Source organism: Nocardioides baekrokdamisoli (genome assembly GCF_003945325.1).
In the GTDB taxonomy this organism is placed as follows: Bacteria; Actinomycetota; Actinomycetes; order Propionibacteriales; family Nocardioidaceae; genus Nocardioides; species Nocardioides baekrokdamisoli.
Genome location: NZ_AP019307.1, coordinates 2,871,557 through 2,887,258, shown reverse-complemented (window position 1 = coordinate 2,887,258; position 15,702 = coordinate 2,871,557). Strand labels below are relative to the sequence as shown.

At 66.3% G+C, this 15,702-nt stretch carries 18 protein-coding genes; 7 read left to right on the top strand and 11 right to left on the bottom strand.

Annotation, left to right across the window (positions count from 1 at the left end; all coding sequences use genetic code 11):
• Positions 1-47: 47 nt before the first annotated feature.
• Positions 48-368 carry an Imm51 family immunity protein gene (locus tag KCTC_RS14185; protein WP_125569857.1) on the bottom strand — a complete coding sequence of 107 codons (321 nt, stop codon included), beginning with the start codon at positions 366-368 and terminating at the stop codon, positions 48-50.
• 42 nt (positions 369-410) lie between these two features.
• Positions 411-1,172 (bottom strand): hypothetical protein, encoded by a 762-nt coding sequence (locus KCTC_RS14180; protein WP_125569856.1) that lies wholly within the window; start codon positions 1,170-1,172, stop codon positions 411-413.
• A gap of 143 nt (positions 1,173-1,315) precedes the next feature.
• On the opposite strand from KCTC_RS14180, the gene KCTC_RS14175 reads away from it, so the two are divergent.
• The 4 genes from KCTC_RS14175 (at position 1,316) to KCTC_RS14160 (ending at position 4,470) form a co-directional block, all read left to right on the top strand.
• A complete protein-coding gene (locus tag KCTC_RS14175) occupies positions 1,316-1,882 on the top strand; it encodes a hypothetical protein (RefSeq protein ID WP_125569855.1) in 567 nt (188 codons plus the stop codon).
• Between the two features lie 281 nt (positions 1,883-2,163).
• A complete protein-coding gene (locus tag KCTC_RS14170; protein ID WP_125569854.1) occupies positions 2,164-3,342 on the top strand; it encodes an IS110 family RNA-guided transposase in 1,179 nt (392 codons plus the stop codon).
• A 122-nt stretch (positions 3,343-3,464) separates the two neighbouring features.
• Positions 3,465-4,085 carry a signal peptidase I gene (gene lepB / locus KCTC_RS14165; RefSeq protein ID WP_125569853.1) on the top strand — a complete coding sequence of 207 codons (621 nt, stop codon included), beginning with the start codon at positions 3,465-3,467 and terminating at the stop codon, positions 4,083-4,085.
• Between the two features lie 163 nt (positions 4,086-4,248).
• On the top strand, positions 4,249-4,470 hold the full coding sequence (locus tag KCTC_RS14160; RefSeq protein WP_125569852.1) for a hypothetical protein: 222 nt from the start codon (positions 4,249-4,251) through the stop codon (positions 4,468-4,470).
• 142 nt (positions 4,471-4,612) lie between these two features.
• Here KCTC_RS14160 and KCTC_RS14155 read toward each other — a convergent pair whose 3' ends face one another.
• Genes KCTC_RS14155 through hppD form a run of 7 tightly spaced genes read right to left on the bottom strand, consistent with a single transcriptional unit; the run spans position 4,613 to position 11,400 of the window.
• Positions 4,613-4,933, bottom strand: a complete 321-nt coding sequence (locus KCTC_RS14155; protein ID WP_125569851.1) for a 4a-hydroxytetrahydrobiopterin dehydratase — start codon at positions 4,931-4,933, stop codon at positions 4,613-4,615.
• Positions 4,930-5,814, bottom strand: a complete 885-nt coding sequence (locus tag KCTC_RS14150; RefSeq protein WP_125569850.1) for a phenylalanine 4-monooxygenase — start codon at positions 5,812-5,814, stop codon at positions 4,930-4,932. The genes KCTC_RS14155 and KCTC_RS14150 overlap by 4 nt, the downstream gene beginning before the upstream one ends.
• Position 5,815: 1 nt before the next feature.
• The gene (locus tag KCTC_RS14145; RefSeq protein WP_197715209.1) at positions 5,816-7,105 is read right to left on the bottom strand and encodes a Glu/Leu/Phe/Val dehydrogenase dimerization domain-containing protein; all 1,290 of its coding nucleotides are present in this window, start codon (positions 7,103-7,105) and stop codon (positions 5,816-5,818) included.
• A complete protein-coding gene (locus KCTC_RS14140) occupies positions 7,102-8,235 on the bottom strand; it encodes a fumarylacetoacetate hydrolase family protein (RefSeq protein ID WP_125569849.1) in 1,134 nt (377 codons plus the stop codon). The genes KCTC_RS14145 and KCTC_RS14140 overlap by 4 nt, the downstream gene beginning before the upstream one ends.
• Positions 8,235-8,996 (bottom strand): hypothetical protein, encoded by a 762-nt coding sequence (locus tag KCTC_RS14135; RefSeq protein WP_125569848.1) that lies wholly within the window; start codon positions 8,994-8,996, stop codon positions 8,235-8,237. Before KCTC_RS14135 ends, KCTC_RS14140 begins: the two co-directional genes overlap by 1 nt.
• Positions 8,993-10,192, bottom strand: a complete 1,200-nt coding sequence (locus KCTC_RS14130) for a homogentisate 1,2-dioxygenase (RefSeq protein ID WP_125569847.1) — start codon at positions 10,190-10,192, stop codon at positions 8,993-8,995. Before KCTC_RS14130 ends, KCTC_RS14135 begins: the two co-directional genes overlap by 4 nt.
• Before the next feature lie 2 nt (positions 10,193-10,194).
• Positions 10,195-11,400 (bottom strand): 4-hydroxyphenylpyruvate dioxygenase, encoded by a 1,206-nt coding sequence (hppD, locus tag KCTC_RS14125; RefSeq protein ID WP_125569846.1) that lies wholly within the window; start codon positions 11,398-11,400, stop codon positions 10,195-10,197.
• A 118-nt stretch (positions 11,401-11,518) separates the two neighbouring features.
• Between hppD and KCTC_RS14120 the strand changes: the two genes are divergently transcribed.
• From KCTC_RS14120 to KCTC_RS14110, 3 genes are read left to right on the top strand one after another with little or no spacing between them, the layout of a single operon-like run.
• Positions 11,519-12,040, top strand: a complete 522-nt coding sequence (locus tag KCTC_RS14120; RefSeq protein ID WP_125569845.1) for an Lrp/AsnC family transcriptional regulator — start codon at positions 11,519-11,521, stop codon at positions 12,038-12,040.
• Complete coding sequence (locus tag KCTC_RS14115) at positions 12,040-12,825, top strand: CoA transferase subunit A (protein ID WP_125569844.1); 786 nt, start codon at positions 12,040-12,042, stop codon at positions 12,823-12,825. The genes KCTC_RS14120 and KCTC_RS14115 overlap by 1 nt, the downstream gene beginning before the upstream one ends.
• Positions 12,822-13,460 carry a CoA transferase subunit B gene (locus KCTC_RS14110; protein WP_125569843.1) on the top strand — a complete coding sequence of 213 codons (639 nt, stop codon included), beginning with the start codon at positions 12,822-12,824 and terminating at the stop codon, positions 13,458-13,460. The genes KCTC_RS14115 and KCTC_RS14110 overlap by 4 nt, the downstream gene beginning before the upstream one ends.
• Here KCTC_RS14110 and KCTC_RS14105 read toward each other — a convergent pair.
• Together KCTC_RS14105 and KCTC_RS14100 are read right to left on the bottom strand one after the other, a co-directional pair.
• Complete coding sequence (locus KCTC_RS14105; protein ID WP_125569842.1) at positions 13,417-14,217, bottom strand: alpha/beta hydrolase; 801 nt, start codon at positions 14,215-14,217, stop codon at positions 13,417-13,419. The two genes, KCTC_RS14110 and KCTC_RS14105, sit on opposite strands and share 44 nt — an antisense overlap.
• Positions 14,214-15,701 carry a flavin-containing monooxygenase gene (locus KCTC_RS14100; RefSeq protein WP_125569841.1) on the bottom strand — a complete coding sequence of 496 codons (1,488 nt, stop codon included), beginning with the start codon at positions 15,699-15,701 and terminating at the stop codon, positions 14,214-14,216. The genes KCTC_RS14105 and KCTC_RS14100 overlap by 4 nt, the downstream gene beginning before the upstream one ends.
• Between the last annotated feature and the right edge of the window lies 1 nt (position 15,702).

The window sequence follows — 15,702 nt, the reverse complement described above, 5'->3', positions numbered from 1 at the left end:
CCTGAACTTTGCCATGTGCGGGTCGCTCAGCGCGGCAGATCAGTGCGTTAGTCGTCGAACTCGAATCCGGCCTCGTTGGCTCGTGTGATGACGCCGCTGATTGCCTCGGAGGAACCGATCAGTGGCTCCAGAACGGCTTGGAGCGCCTGGCAGTCCGTCTTCGAACCTGATGCACTGAACATGCCGGCTTCGGAGTCGAGGTCGAGGCGGTCCGCGATCTCGGGGGCAACAAAGGTTGCGACGCCTTCCCAGAAGTATCCGTTCGGCTCGTGCTGAGCGGCGACGACCGCGGGGTCTGCCGGCAGGTCACCGCAGTAGAACGTCAGCGAGTGCTCGCTGGCAATATCAAGAATCTGGGAGTGCGCCATTGGTCGAGCGTATTCGCAAACGCTCTTTCGCGTCGCAGCAAATCAGTGCGGTTGATTGGTCGCGTGTACGAGGATGTCGCCGAGGGTGACGTCGGTCTTGCTCCAGCCCGGAACCAAGAGACCCACGCGTTGAAACGACTGTCCGGCGGCGTCAGGTATGCGCGGTGCTGGATCGATACCAACGACCTTCGTCGGCGCGATGTCCCGGTTCTCCACTGCTACGAAGTCCCCGACACTGATCTCGCCTGTGACTATCTCGCCAACGACGACGGTCCCGCGCCTTCGGGCTTCGAAGACGCCATCGACGCGAAGACGAAACACTGACGTGGCATCCGTGAACTGACTCCTGCGGGTTGGCCCAAGCCCACGCCGGTGGTGGAAAACGTCTGTCCTTCGGTCTCGCAGCGCTATCCGTCGCCGCGCGACCAGGGGAACGACGGAGAGGCGACCAACTCCCGCGGACACCCCGAGGTACGTGGCGAAGACGAGGCTATGGGGAAGGAGCGCGGCTCCCTCCGCGGCCCCCACGACGCAGGCCAGTACTACGGCCGGCCACTGATGACGAAAGCGACCGGTCACCAGTTCGAGAACACCAACCCCAAGGAAGCCAATTGCTGTAGCCGGGATAACCCCGACAATCAGGACGAAAAGGAACGTTCCACCCCACGCGAGGCCGTCGCTGTTGGCCAATGACGCAGTCACCAGCGTGCTGAACACAACGAGGCTGACGGCAACGGCAATCACATATCCGCCACCGCCGGGGCCTAGAGGTCTCGCGGCGTACCGGCCCGTCGTCATCGCCACGAATCCATGATCCCAGACTGGCGGGAACGGACCGGCGCACTGCGGCAGATCAGGGCGTTCACCCGCGGCTGGAGAGCAGGTGGCTCCTCGCGGCCGGCGGTGCTGCCGCAGAATTCCCGGGTTGTTGGTCGTAGATTGCGGCCATGGCACAGACCTTTCAGGCACCCAAGGCCCTGTGGGTTCTCAGCCTCATCGGGATCGGCATGTGGGTGACGATGACGCTCTATGTCGGAGTCGACGGGATCGTCCACGCGTTCTCCAACCGCGCTGACCTGACCTCGATCCCAACGACAACGACAGCGCCGCGTGATCCGATCAATAGCGACGGGTCGATCAACTACGACGCGCTCCCGGACGGGATCAAGATGAGCATCATCGTCATGTCGCTGTGGACCCTGACGGCGAACGTTGCATTCGTCGGCGTGATCATCGGCATCGTGTATGTGTCGATGCGCTTTCACAAGGTTTGGCGTGCAGTCGCATTTGGCGTGGTGGGCATCGGCGCCCCGGTTCTCGCGTTCGCGGGTAATGGGCTGTTCGGCTCGGACTACGAGCCGCCCGCCCCGTGGGACGTGGATTGGCATGCGATCGGTGGCTCCGCGTGGTCGGCATCGGTTGCAGTGGTCAGCCTTGTGGCGTGTGCCCTCTTGCTCGGGGTGATTCCGAGACGCCGCGCGGTGGCGGCTCCGGGCCAGACCTTTGGCGACTAACCGCGGTACGGGCAGTCGCGTCGGCGGGGCCCGCCTGAGTCCGACCGATTAGCGGCTACTAAGAGACTTCCGGTCAGGATCGGTGTCTGGCCAGACTCGGTCTAGGTGCCCGGCGGGACGGCTCTCTTTGCGGCTGCCCACCAGAGGGTGTGGCTCTCTTCTGGTCTGCTGCCCGCCGGGTCACCGTTGACGAGGCGTGGCTCAAGAAGGGACTGCCCAGCTCGTAGTAGCACTGCCCACCTCGCCGTTTCAGTTCAATCGAATCGAAGCGAGGAAACGTGATGGATGCAGTGAACATTGGGGTCGATCCCCACAAACTCTCGGCCACGATCGAGGTCGTCGACCACCACGGTCACCGACTTGGCGGCGGCCGATATGCCACCGACACCGACGGGTACCGGCTGATGCGGAAGTACGTGGCGCAGTGGCCTGATCGGGTGTGGGCGGTTGAGGGTGCCAACGGTGCCGGCCGACCGCTGGCCCAACGGTTGCTCGCCGCTGGCGAGTCCGTGGTCGATGTTCCGGCCAAGCTCGCCGCCCGGGTGAGGTTGTTCGATACCGGCCACAACCGGAAGACCGACGCGACCGATGCGCATTCGATCGCCGCGGTCGCAGTCCACACCAAAGGTCTACGTGTGCTGGCGGTCGATGAGGGACTGGAGGTGATCCGGATGCTCGCCGATCGTCGTGATGAGCTTTCGCATCTGCGGGTTCAGACCGTGAACCGGATCCAACGCCTGCTCAGTGAATTGCTGCCTGGCCAGCGCAAACGTGACCTGTCAGCCGATCAAGCCAAGGCCCTGCTCGCGACAGTGAAGCCCCGGGATCTGGCTGGGAGGATGCGTCGCCGGATCACCGCTGAGGAGATCGCCGACCTTGTCGTCCTGGACCGGAAGTTGAAGAAGATCAACACCGAGCTGAAAGTTGCAGTCCTCGAACGCGGATCGCACCTGATGGACATTCACGGCATCGGCCCAGCGGGCGCAGCCAGGATCTTGGCCGATGTCGGCGATGTTGTCCGGTTCGCTGACCGGAACAGGTTCGCCTCCTGGACCGGCACCGCACCGTTGGATGCCTCATCTGGTGAGCAGATCCGACACCGGTTATCGCGGGCCGGGAACCGGCGGATGAACCACGTCATCCACATCGCCGCGATCGTCCAGATCCGGCGTGACACCGAAGGCCGGGCCTACTACCGACGCAAACTCGCGGCCGGGAAGACCCCGATGGAAGCACTGCGGTGTTTGAAGCGACGCATCTCGGATGTGATCTATCGCCAACTCGTGGCCGACGCACGTGAAGCGGGTCCGGGAGGGCACTGCGGGGCGTCTGACATATCCAGCGCGGTCGACCTGCCCCCGCACATCGACACTTCGGATCAGCCACTTCCCGGACCCGTGCCCACCACGCTACGCCCCGCTGGCGCCGTCGAACAGAGGCACCATCCAGCCGCCTCTTGACACAGAAGGGAGCCAGAACAGTGCACTTCGCGAAGTGCGGCTTGGTCTGTGGACGTTGCAGGTGGGCGCGCATTCACTGCTTCTCGCCGTTCGACCTCGGATATCGGAGTACCGTCCGCGCCATGACTCGGAAGAGGTGGTTGCTCGGGATTGGTGCCGTCGGTGCGGTGGTGGTGCTTGGCCTCGGTGGCATCTTGTGGACCTTCCACCGGATGCACCTGCCGGGGGTATCGATGTATCCGACGATCAAGCCCGGTGAACACTTCTGGGTCGAGCGTGTCAACGGCGACCATTTTTCGTACTCGCCGAAGCGCCTGGACATCGTGGTATTCAATACTCCCAGCGGCTGGAGTTACAGCTCGGACTCCGGCCAACTCATGAAGCGTGTCATCGGGATGCCTGGCGAGACGATCGTGTGCTGCGACAAGTCCACTGGTGAACTGATCATCAACGGAACCGCGATGCCCGAGCCCTTCCTTGCCCCGCGCGCAGGCGTTCCGGACGCGGCTGTGCTCCCCACGTTCTGTGATGGTCCAGAGGCTTACGGGGATAGCCCGAAGGCGTGTTCAGAGGGCTGGAAAGTGACCGTGCCCGCCGGGGAACTCTTCGTGATGGGAGACAACCGCTCGACCAGTGCCGACTCGGCGTTCCACATGTGCGCGCCCAGTCGGGCGGTACAGGCGCAATGCTCTGACCTAGTGTTCGTACCGATCGCCGACGTCGTCGGGGTCGTCGTGCGCTGAGCCACTCTTTGTGTTTCGCGGCGAGGAGGTCGGTGTCACCGATCTGGGGCGCTTGTGTGACGCGGCAGGAGTCCCGTCAGTTGGCTCTTGGGCCACCCTCTGAGGGATGCGGTCGACTCGCGGCAGAACCGGAACGGCCAACGACGTCTGACATCCTTGCGACGTGAACACCCGCCACGCCTTGCTCGGGCTGGGAGTAGCCGTCGTGTTCGGTCTGGCTTCGTGGTTTCTAACTGTCCCCTGGGGCGAGTCGACGGTCGAGATGTTCACCGGACGCAAGCCGGAACCTGGCTCACGTCGCTACCGACGAATCCGCGTGGCGCGGTGGCTTGGTCTGGCCCTTCCGCTCGCTCTTGCCGCGACGATCCTTGTCCACTGGATCTGAGAGCGGCAGATCCGATCATTGATCGCACGAACGCCAGCAAGTGGCACGGTCGCGGCCCGTTTACTCAGAAAGTGGCACATATGCGTGCCACTTTCGTGTGTCGCCCATCGCCCTGACATCGGCAGAATAGGAAGCATCCGCACTATTCTGCGCGGCCGTCTGACCTCGCCTCAGCGTCGACGCCGATCCGATCCACCAGGGCCGCGAACTCCACATCCTTCGCCGTGATCTGATTGCCCGCATCGTGCGTGCAGATCCGCAACGTCACGGTGCACCAGCGGATGTCGATGTCCGGATGATGGTTGAGTTCCTCGGCGATCCCGCCGACCATCTGCACCCAGTCGAGAGCCGCGGGGAAGGTGTCGAGGGTGCGCGTACGCGTCAGCATCCCGTCGACTTTCGACCATCCGGTCAGCGTCGCGACGGCGACCTCGATCTCCTGCGGAGTGAGTGGTTTGGTCATGCCGTTTCCTTCAACTTCCCGATCGAGTCGTCGTCGCACGAGTCCCAGAATGCACCGACGACGTCCTCGACGTGCGCGAACGAGTCTCCGGCATACAGGACGTCCTGGTACTTGGTGATGTCGTAATCGTGGGTCCCCATGTCGATCAGATCCAACGGCCGGATCTCCATCCCGCGGAACTCCTCGATCTCGCCCGGACTTGAGAGGATGCCGGCTCCGTAGGCACGGAGTTCACCACCTTCGTGGTGCACGCCGAACTCGAGGGTGAACCAGAAGACCTTGCTGACGAACTCGAGCGCCTCCTCCGACTCCACCCGGCGCGCCGCCCGGCCGGCGGATTCGTAGAGCGCCGCGTATCGCGGATGGGCGAGCGTGTTGCCATGCCCGACGACCTCGTGCAGCACGTCGGGCTCGGGCGTGTAGAGCGGCACACTGTGGTGGCGGATGTACTGCGTACCCCAGAAGTGCTTGTCGGCCAGCGCGCCATAGAACTCGCGCAGTGGCACCAGACCGGCGGCGGGTTGATACCGGAAGCCGGTCAGCGGGGCGAGGAGGTCGCTGACCTCGTCGAGCTGCGGCACGCGATCGACCGGGAGGTGGAGCATCTCCTTCCCCTCGAGGAACACCCCGCTCGCGTACGCACGGTGCCTGGTCTCGAGTGCTTCGCAGACCACTCGCCAGACCTCGTCCTCCTCGGCCGTGTAGTCCGCGATCGGGCAGGGGCCACCCGGCTCCCAACTGCTCGCCAGACTGGCGAGCCGGTCGCGGCGACTCCGGTACTCGGCGTCGGCGAACCCGGGATGCTCGCTGCCCAACTGGACACTCACGTTGCCGTGCGCGTCCTCGACGATCGGCGCGAAGCACTGGCCCTCGTCAAACATGTCAGCTCCTCTCCGTGACGTGATCCGGCGTCGCCACCAACTGATCCAGCGCCAACTCCAGCGCGGTGGCGGCGATGCCCGTACGCGCGGACGACCGGTCATGGCAGCGCTCCAGTGCGGCGCGGATCGTGCGGGACACATCCCCGAGAATCGCTTCGTCCGTGACCACCCCCGAGCCCTCCATCAGGAGCGTGAAGGCGCGGGCCATCCCACAGTTGGCGATGAAGTCCGGGATCACGGCGACCGTCTGGTCCGCGAGTTCGTACGTCGGCCCGTAGAAGATCTCGAGGTCGGCGAAGGGTACGTTCGCGCCGGCGGAGATCACCTCGAGGCCGGCGACGCTGAGCCGCTTCACCTGGTCGGTGGTGACGAGTCGCGAAGCGGCGCACGGCAGGAAGATCTCGGCCTCCAGATCCCAGATGTGCTCGCTGACCTCCTCGAAACTGAGCAGTCCCTCAGCAGCCAGGCCGTTGCCTGCCTTCCCGAGGAACAACGCGTCGATCTCCTCGACGCTGAACCCCTCGGCGTTGATCAGCCCGCCGTCGCGGTCGATGATCCCGACGACGCGAGCCCCGGCATGGGCGAGGTAGTACGCGGCGGCCGCCCCGACGTTGCCCCAGCCCTGGACGATCACACGCTTGCCTGCGACGTTCTCGCCGGAGCCGTACACGTCGTAGAAGCCGATGACCGACTCCGCGACGCCCCAGCCTGTGACGAGATCGGCGATCGTGTACTTCCGCTGCACCGACGGGGTGTAGCGCGGGTCCTCCACGACCTTTGAGACACCGAGGCGCAACATGCCGACGCGCCGGATCAACTCGCGCTCGTCGGGTGCGAAGTGTCCGTTGACGATGCCCTGCTGCGGGTGCCAGAGGCCATAGCGCTCGGTCAGCGGGATGACGTCGTGCAACTCGTCCACATTGAGGTCGCCGCCGGTGCCGTAGTACGCCTTCAGCAGCGGCGTCACCGCCTTGAACCAGCGCGCCAGGACCTCGTCGCGGCGTGGGTCTGCCGGGTCGAAGTCGATGCCGGACTTGGCGCCACCGATCGCCGGACCGGAGACGGTGAACTTGACCTCCATCGTCTTCGCGAGCGACTCGACCTCACGGCGATCCAGACCGCTGCGCATCCGGGTGCCACCGCCGGCCGCTCCGCCGCGCAAGGAGTTGATCACCGCCCAGCCCCTGGCCTCGGTCTCGGTGTCGTGCCACTCGAACACGATCTCCGGAGCGGTGTCCTCGAACCGGTGGAGCAGTGTCTTCATCGGGGTCCGTTCTGTGGTGGTGGTCATGGTCGTGCTCCGATCGGACTCGGGGCGATGCGTCCGCGTGCTTCGCCAAAACCGATCCGGGTGCCATCGGCTCCTGGCGCGGTCGCGCGGATGACGATCTCGTCGCCGTCCGCCAGGAAGCCTTCGCCGCGCTCGATCAGCGATCCGACCTGGTCCTTCGTCGGTCCGGAAACCGTGCCGGAGGCGAACAGGTCGCCGGTACGCGTGGGCGCGCCGTTCGCGGTCAGGTGCGCCAGCATCTGCGCCGGAGACCAATAGGTCGAGGCGTACGGAGGCCGGCTGATCGCATCGCCGTTCCACTCGATCTCGAGATCGATGTCGAGGCCCCATGGCTCGTCCATGTGGAGGTACGCGATCGGTTCCGGCTTCTGCTCCGGCGTCGGGATCCGGGCCGCGTCCAGCGCGGCCAACGGCACCACCCACGGCGAGACGGTCGAGGCGAACGACTTGCCCAGGTGAGGGCCGAGGGGTGCGTACTCCCAGGCCTGGATGTCGCGTGCGGACCAGTCGTTGAAGAGCATGAGTCCGAAGATGTGATCGGCCACGTCGGCAGCGGAGATCGAGGAGCCCATCGGGTTGCCGACACCGACGACGAAGCCGATCTCGGCCTCGATGTCGAGGCGCAGCGCCGGTCCGTACTCCGGCGTGGTCCCACCCACGGGCAGGCGTTGGCCGCGTGGGCGGACGATGTCGGTGCCCGACACGACGATCGAGCCTGCGCGGCCGGTGTAGCTCACCGGCAGGTGTTTCCAGTTCGGCATCAGCGGGTCGGGGTTGTCCGGTCGGAACAACCTGCCGAGGTTCGAGGCGTGCTGTTCCGAGGCGTAGAAGTCGACGTAGTCGGCGACCTCGAACGGCAGGTGCAGCGCGACATCCGCGAGCGGGTACGCCCCACGATGCGGCACACCGTCGGTCAACGCCGCGATCATCGCCGCTCGGACGGCATCCCACCGTTCGCGGCCCTGGGCCATGAACGGGTTGAGCGTCGGCGCGGCGAAGACCGTGTCACCCAGCAGGGTCGCGAGATCGATCACCTGACCACCGAGCCGGGTGCCGACCCGCGGCGTCGATCCGGCCACCGAATAGACGCCGTACGGGAGGTTGGTCAGGCCGAAGAGATCATCGTCCATCACAGCGTCACCAACCCGAGTGCCGCGATCTCCTCGACGGGCTCCGCGATCACGCACGTGCCGATCGACAGCAACGGCGAGCTCTCGGGGAGCGGTGGCAGTTGGCTCGCATCACGTATGGCCAGGACGGCCGCGACCTCATCGACGTCGGCACCCAGTCGAGCCCGCTCGGTGGCTGCGAGGATGTTGACGAAACCGTGCTGCTCCAACCCGGTCTCGGGATCGGTGTTGCGCAGGGCATGGTGCAGTCCGGCAGTGGCCTTGAACGGCACCTTCGCAGCGGTCAGCGCCACGAGTGCAGAGGCGAGTTCGGCCTCGTCGGGATACATCGCCTGCTCGAGTCCCCCCGTTCGCAACTTCGCGCGGTACGCCGTGCTGGCCAGCTCGCTGATCAGCCCCGCGCTCCGGGCGTCGCGCGGCACCTCGATGTACACCGCCACGCCGTCGGGCTCGCCGATCGCCTCGGCCAGTTCCTCGATGCCTGCGTCCCTGACCTCGAGCGCGACCAGGCAGATTCCGTCGAGATCGCGTACGCGCGCGATCGCCTCAGCGGCACCCGATGCATCCGGCACCACCACCGCGATCTGGAGCGGCCCCTCTCCAGCAAGCGCGGGCAGATCCGCGAGACCCACGACGAGCGGCCCCACCAGGCGGGAGTACGCGGCCGCGAGGTGCCCCCGATGGGCCACGATCGCGTCGGTCAACGGCAGGTTGCCCGGCGGGTAGATCGCGGCATCGTCGAAGATCAGCGGGAAGGTCATTCCTCCCCCCGGATCCACGACGTCACGTACACACCGTCATCCACAGCACGACCGGCCTCCCCGAGTTCCAGCGGCCGGAACGTGTCGACCATGACGGCGAGCTCATCGAAGAAGTGCACGCCGATCGACCGCTCGTACGCCCCTGGTTGCGGTCCGTGACTGTGCCCGCCCGGGTGCAGGCTGATCGAGCCCTGCCCGATGCCCGATCCCCGGCGCGCCTCGTAGTCGCCGCCGCAGTAGAACATCACCTCATCGGAGTCGACGTTCGAGTGGTAGTACGGCACCGGGATCGACAGTGGGTGGTAGTCGACCTTCCGCGGCACGAAGTTGCAGATGACGAAGTTGTTGCCCTCGAACACCTGGTGCACCGGCGGCGGTTGGTGCACTCGTCCGGTGATCGGTTCGAAGTCACGCCAGTTGAAGGCGTACGGGTAGAGACAGCCGTCCCAGCCGACGACGTCGAACGGGTGGTGCGGCGTCACGTGGATGGTCCCCGCGAGGCCGCCCGGCCCGTTGCCACGATGCTTGATGAAGACCTCGGTCGGGCCGCCGTCCACCAGCAGGGGCGCCGCCGGCACCCGCAGGTCGCGTTCGCAGTACGGCGCATGCTCGAGCAGTTGCCCGTACCGGGAGAGGTAGCGCTTCGGCGGCGCGATGTGGCTGTTGCCCTCGATCGCGTAGATGCGGAGGGGCTCGTCCCCGATGGGCACCCAGCGGTGGGTGGTGGCACGCGGCAGGATCACGTAGTCGCCGCCCGCGACCTCAAGCGCACCGAAGACAGTCTCGACCGTGGCCGTGCCGGACTCGACGTACACGCACTCGTCGCCGATGCCATTGCGGTAGTACGGCGACGGCGTTCCGCACACGGCATAACTGATTCGCACGTCGCCGTTGCCGAGCACGAGTCGACGACCGGTCACGGCGTCGGTCGTGCGCCAGTCCTCCCCGCTCCAGAGGTCGTGCAGCTTCAGGTGCCGCGGGATCAGCGGGTGGTTGGGCGTCGTGGACTGATCCGGCAGCTCCCACGTACGCGCCTCGAGGATCGCCGACGGGATGTGGCGGTGATAGAGCAGCGAGGAGTCGGATGAGAAGCCCTCCTCCCCCATCAACTCCTCGTAGTAGAGCTGTCCGTCGGGGTCCCGATGCTGGGTGTGCCGCTTCGGCGGCACGGATCCGATCCGCTGGTAGTGCGCCATGGTCAGAAGTTCCCCCGTCGCTCCTGCTCACGTTCGATCGCCTCGAACAGCGCCTTGAAGTTGCCCTTGCCGAAGCCGAGCGACCCGTGCCGCTCGATGAACTCGAAGAAGACGGTCGGCCGATCTCCGATCGGCTTGGTGAAGATCTGCAGGAGATACCCGTCCTCGTCGCGGTCGACCAGGATCCCCCGCTGCTGCAGTTCCTCGACGGGCACCCGGACCTCGCCGATCCGGGCCCGGAGCTCGGGGTCCTCGTAGTAGCTGTCCGGCGTGTTCAGGAACTCGATCCCCTGCCTCCGGAGCTCGTCGACCGTGCCGAGGATGTCGCCGGTCGCCAACGCCAGATGTTGTGCGCCGGGCCCGCCGTAGAACTCCAGGTACTCGTCGATCTGCGACTTCTTCCTCGCCGGTGCCGGCTCGTTCAACGGGAACTTCACCCGGTGGTTGCCGCTCGCCACGACCTTGGACATCAGTGCGGAGTAGTCGGTGGCAATGTCATCACCGATGAACTCCGCCATGTTCGTGAAGCCCATGACCCGCCGATAGAAGTCGACCCACTCGTCCATCCGTCCGAGCTCGACGTTGCCGACGACGTGGTCGAGCGCCTGGAACAGCCGCTTCGGCGCACGCGGGGGGCGTACGTACGCGCTCGTGCGGGCGACATAGCCGGGCAGGTACGGGCCGTCGTACCGACTCCGGTCGACGAGTGTGTGCCGGGTGTCTCCGTATGTGGCGATCGCCGCGATGCGTACGGTCCCGTGCTCGTCGGTCAGGTCGTGGGGTTCCTCGAGGATCGTGGCGCCGACCGATCGGGCATGGGTGATGCAGCGATCCACGTCGGGCACCGCGAGGGCGATGTCGATGACACCGTCGCCGTGCCGGCGGTGGTGATCGAGCAACGGGCTGTGCGGATCGACGCCGCCCTTGATCACGAAACGCACCCCACCGCTGGTGAGCACGTACGCCAGGTGGTCGCGGTTGCCGGTCTCGGGGCCCGCGTAGGCGACGAGATTCATCCCGAACGCGGAGATGAAGAAGTGGGCGGTCTGGGTGGCGTTGCCGACGACCCAGACGACGGCGTCCCACCCGGTCACGGGGAACGGGTCGGCGTCGTCGTCGTACTCGACGAGGCCGACGAGTTGCTTGAGCGTGTCGAGGTCGAGCTCGGCGAGTCGCTCCTCGCTCGTCAGGGTCTCCGCAAGTGCCATGAGCCGAGTCAACTACTGTGCACAGTGGTGGACAACCTGTGCATGACACGCTGGCATGTCTGCGCAATATGTCCAGCAATCTGGCGCTTGATCTACTCAATATGCTAAGCAATGAGGTGTGACCCCAACCACACTGGACGAGATCGACATCGCGCTCCTGACCGCACTCAGCGAGTCGCCCCGCGCAGGTGACCTTGAGCTCTCGCGGCAGGTCAAGGTGGCTCGAGCGACCGTGCAGAGCCGCCTTCGTCGCCTCACCGAGGCAGGCGTCATCGCCGACTGGACCCCCACCCTCGATGTGGCCTCAGCAGGCTTCGAGGTGCAGGCGTACGTGACCCTCGAGATCGCCCAGGGTGCCCTGGACGAGGTGGTACGCGACCTCACCGCCATCCCCCAGGTGCTGGAGGCGTACGGCACCACCGGGAACTTCGACGTGCTCTGCCGCGTCGCGACCCGATCGCATCCCGAATTGCAGGAGACGCTCATCCAGATCGACCGATCGGTCCCCGTCGCCCGGTCGACGAGCGTCATGGTGCTGTCGGTCCTCATTCCCCCGCGGACGCTCCCGCTGCTCGCGACCGGGACGGCCTCGACACCGCCGCGCGCGCCGGCGTACCGAATCGCACGGGCGGCGCACTGATGGACAAGGTCTGGGCCAGCGCCGATGACGCCGTCGCAACCATCGGTGACGGCGCAACGATCGCGTTCGGCGGCTTCGGTCTCTGCGGGATCCCGTCCACTCTGATCGACGCGCTGCTGCGATCCGGGGTCAAGGACATAGAGGCGGTGTCCAACAATGCCGGGGTCGACGACTGGGGTCTCGGTCTCCTCCTCACCGCCGGTCGCCTACGGCGGATCGTGGCCTCCTATGTCGGGGAGAACAAGGAGTTCGCCCGGCAGTACCTGGCCGGGGAACTCGAGGTCGAACTGACTCCACAGGGCACGCTCGCCGAGCGGTTGCGAGCCGGCGGCTCCGGCCTTGCCGGCTTCTTCACCCGGACCGGAGTCGGGACCCAGGTCGCCGAGGGCGGTCTGCCGTGGAGGTACGACTCCGACGGCAACGTCGTGCTCTCCAGCCCTCCCAAACAGTCCCAGGTCTTCGAGACGGTGGATGGGCCCGGCGAGTTCATCCTGGAGACCGCGATCGTTGCCGACTTCGGCCTCGTACGCGCCTGGAAGGGCGACCGGCACGGGAACCTCGTCTACCGGCGGGCCGCACGGAACTTCAACCCATTGGCCGCGATGGCCGGACGGGTCACGATCGCCGAGGTCGAGCATCTCGTCGAGCCGGGCGAACTCGACCCGGACCTGATCCATACGCCCGGCGCCTTCGTCCAACGCGTCGTGCCACTGACGCCCGAGCAGGCGCGTACGAAACGGATCGAACGCCGGACCGTCAACGCGCACCCGGAGGACGTCCGATGAGCTGGACACACGAACAGATGGCGGCGCGAGCGGCGCAGGAGCTGGAGGACGGGCAGTACGTGAACCTCGGGATCGGCCTCCCGACGCTCGTGCCGAACTACGTCCCCGTCGACGTCGAGATCGTGCTGCAGAGCGAGAACGGGATCCTCGGCACGGGGCCGTACCCGTACGACGAGGACGTCGACCCGGATCTGATCAATGCCGGCAAGGAGACCGTGACAATCCGCCCGGGGGCGAGCTTCTTCGACTCGGCGACGTCCTTCGGGATGATCCGTGGCGGCAAGATCGATGCGGCGATCCTCGGAGCGTTGCAGGTCTCCCCCAACGGTGACATCGCCAACTGGATGATCCCCGGCCGCATGGTCAAGGGCATGGGCGGCGCCATGGATCTGGTCCACGGTGCCCGCCGGGTCGTCGTGCTGATGGAGCACGTGGCCAAGGACGGCAGCCACAAGATCGTCGAGAGCTGCGACCTCCCGCTGACCGGCGCCGGCGTGGTGGATCGGATCATCACCGACCTGGGTGTGATCGATCTGGTCGACGGCGCACTGCACTTGATCGAGCTGGCACCCGACGTCACGATCGAGCAGCTCAGGTCGCTGACCGGGCCGCCGATCGTGGACGCTCGGCCGTGAGGACCCTGCGCGAGATCCAGTCCTCGATCGCCGCCCACGGCTGCTCCCAGCCGACGTCCTGCATCAGGTTGTGCCCGATCCCGTCGAACTCGATCAGCTCGGCGCCGTAGCGCCGCGCGTTGGCGCGTACGTCCGTGATCGGCACCAGCCTGTCGGCAGTCGCCCCGACCACCAGGACCGGTGCACCACCCAGCGGCGCCGGCGGAGGCCGATGGAAGATCAACTGCTGCTGGGCGATCGGGGACTCCTTGCCGACCTGCGAGATGTACCGCTCGGCAGTGACCGGATCGAGTCGCTCATACATGTATTCCGGGCGCAGCGTCAGCGTACGGCCGATCATCATCCCCAGGGCGTCGCCCGGGTGCTGGCGCGCCACCGAGAGGAAGGAGCCGATGCCCGGGTGAGCCGCCACCGCTGCGACCAGCACGACCGCGCGCACCGGCTGGCGGGCTGCGGCCATCGCGCTGACGAGCCCGCCCATCGAGTGTCCGATCAGTACCGGCGCCTCGGGCAGGGATCGCGCCACTCGGACCACGTCGTCGCGATAGTTGCCGAGCCGGGCGGTCCGCAGGCGGCCGGCACTGGTGCCGTGACCGCGCAGTGACATCGCGTACGCGGGGTGGCCGACGGCCTCGGCGGACGCCCGCCAGTTGTCCCAGCAGCCGGCCTCATGGCCCAGGCCCGGGACGAAGAGCAGCGTCGGCTTGTCCGGGGCTGCCCCACGACCAGGCCCGCGGAGCTCCAACGCCGGGCTCATGGGTGCACCGCCTGCGCGACCGGCTGGCGTACCGGCTGGAGGCTGAGCACCCCGTCCTCGATCGGGTCGTTGAGCAGCACCTGGCGGTCGTGCTTGTAGTCCATCACCAACCGCCACGGGAAGTCCTTGCCCTGCCGCGGCACCATCCCGAGCCCGCGCTGGATGTAGCCCGACGACATCTCGTCGATCGCTGCACCCGCGGTGCCGAGACCGCTCCGATCCACCGGGACCGCGACCGCGTGACCCGTCGCATCCATGTGCTGGAGCAGGCGGACGAGCCAGGCTCCGGCGATGTCGACCTTGAGCGTCCAGGAGATGTTCGTGTAGCCGAGGACCCAGAGCAGGTTCGGTACGTCCTGCAGCATGACGCCCTTGTAGACACAGCCGTCAGCGATGTCGTGGACCTTCCCGTCGACCCGGAGGGTGGCGCCGCCCAACATCTGCAACTCGAGCCCGGTGGCCGTGATGATGACGTCGGCTTCCAGTTCACGACCGGACGTCAGCAGAATGCCGTTCTCAGTGAACCGCTCGATGCGGTCGGTGACGATCGAGGCCTTCCCGGACCTGAGCGCCTTGAAGAGGTCGCCGTCCGGAACCGCACACAGACGCTGGTCCCACGGGTCGTACTTCGGCGTGAAATGAGACATGTCGAAGTCCTCACCCAACTGACGCCGGGTGATCGCGGCGATCATCGCGCGCACCTGCTTGGGGTACTTGCGCGAGCCGCCGTACATGGCCCGCCACATGGCTATGTTGCGGGTGCGCGTCATCCGGTGCGAAACCGCGCGAGGAAGGAACCGCCGCTGCGCCGCGGTGATCTTGTCGACCGACGGGACGGGGAGGATGTACGAGGGCGAACGCTGCAGCATGGTGATGTGCTCGACCGTGTCCGCCATCGACGGCACGAGGGTGACGGCCGTCGCACCGCTGCCGATCACCACGACCTTCTTGCCGGTGTGGTCGAAGTCCTCGGGCCAGTGCTGCGGGTGGATCACGGACCCGGCGAAGTCCTCGATGCCGGCGAATTCCGGGGTGTGGCCCGCGTCGTAGTTGTAGTACCCCGTCGCGATCACGAGGTAGGTGCACGTCCAGGTCTCGATGTCGCCGGTCTCCTCGCGGAGTGCCGTGACGGTCCACCGTTGGTCAGCCGATGACCAGTCGGAATCGATGACCTTGAGCCCGTGGTGGATCAGTTGGTCGACGCCGTTCTCCCGGGCGGTCGTGGTGACGTAGTTGCGGATCGCGGGTCCGTCTGCGAGCACCTTGGTCTCGTCCCACGGCTTGAACTCGTACCCGAAGGTGAACATGTCCGAGTCCGAGCGGATGCCCGGGTACCGGAAGAGGTCCCAGGTCCCCCCGATGTTCCGGCGACGCTCCAGGATGGCGATGTCGCGCTCCGGGAACTCCCGGCGCAGACGGGACGCGATGCCGATTCCGGAGATCCCGGCACCGATGATGAGAACTTCGGCGTGCTGTGTGGTCATG

Bases quoted from the DNA above. Each gene is read 5' to 3' on its own strand.
- KCTC_RS14185 (WP_125569857.1), bottom strand. From the start codon at position 368: ATGGCGCACTCCCAGATTCTTGATATTGCCAGCGAGCACTCGCTGACG.
- KCTC_RS14175 (WP_125569855.1), top strand. From the start codon at position 1,316: ATGGCACAGACCTTTCAGGCACCCAAGGCCCTGTGGGTTCTCAGCCTC.
- KCTC_RS14170 (WP_125569854.1), top strand. From the start codon at position 2,164: ATGGATGCAGTGAACATTGGGGTCGATCCCCACAAACTCTCGGCCACG.
- lepB (WP_125569853.1), top strand. From the start codon at position 3,465: ATGACTCGGAAGAGGTGGTTGCTCGGGATTGGTGCCGTCGGTGCGGTG.
- KCTC_RS14155 (WP_125569851.1), bottom strand. From the start codon at position 4,933: ATGACCAAACCACTCACTCCGCAGGAGATCGAGGTCGCCGTCGCGACG.
- KCTC_RS14150 (WP_125569850.1), bottom strand. From the start codon at position 5,814: ATGTTTGACGAGGGCCAGTGCTTCGCGCCGATCGTCGAGGACGCGCAC.
- KCTC_RS14145 (WP_197715209.1), bottom strand. From the start codon at position 7,105: ATGACCACCACCACAGAACGGACCCCGATGAAGACACTGCTCCACCGG.
- KCTC_RS14140 (WP_125569849.1), bottom strand. From the start codon at position 8,235: ATGGACGATGATCTCTTCGGCCTGACCAACCTCCCGTACGGCGTCTAT.
- KCTC_RS14135 (WP_125569848.1), bottom strand. From the start codon at position 8,996: ATGACCTTCCCGCTGATCTTCGACGATGCCGCGATCTACCCGCCGGGC.
- KCTC_RS14130 (WP_125569847.1), bottom strand. From the start codon at position 10,192: ATGGCGCACTACCAGCGGATCGGATCCGTGCCGCCGAAGCGGCACACC.
- hppD (WP_125569846.1), bottom strand. From the start codon at position 11,400: ATGGCACTTGCGGAGACCCTGACGAGCGAGGAGCGACTCGCCGAGCTC.
- KCTC_RS14115 (WP_125569844.1), top strand. From the start codon at position 12,040: ATGGACAAGGTCTGGGCCAGCGCCGATGACGCCGTCGCAACCATCGGT.
- KCTC_RS14110 (WP_125569843.1), top strand. From the start codon at position 12,822: ATGAGCTGGACACACGAACAGATGGCGGCGCGAGCGGCGCAGGAGCTG.
- KCTC_RS14105 (WP_125569842.1), bottom strand. From the start codon at position 14,217: ATGAGCCCGGCGTTGGAGCTCCGCGGGCCTGGTCGTGGGGCAGCCCCG.
- KCTC_RS14100 (WP_125569841.1), bottom strand. From the start codon at position 15,701: ATGACCACACAGCACGCCGAAGTTCTCATCATCGGTGCCGGGATCTCC.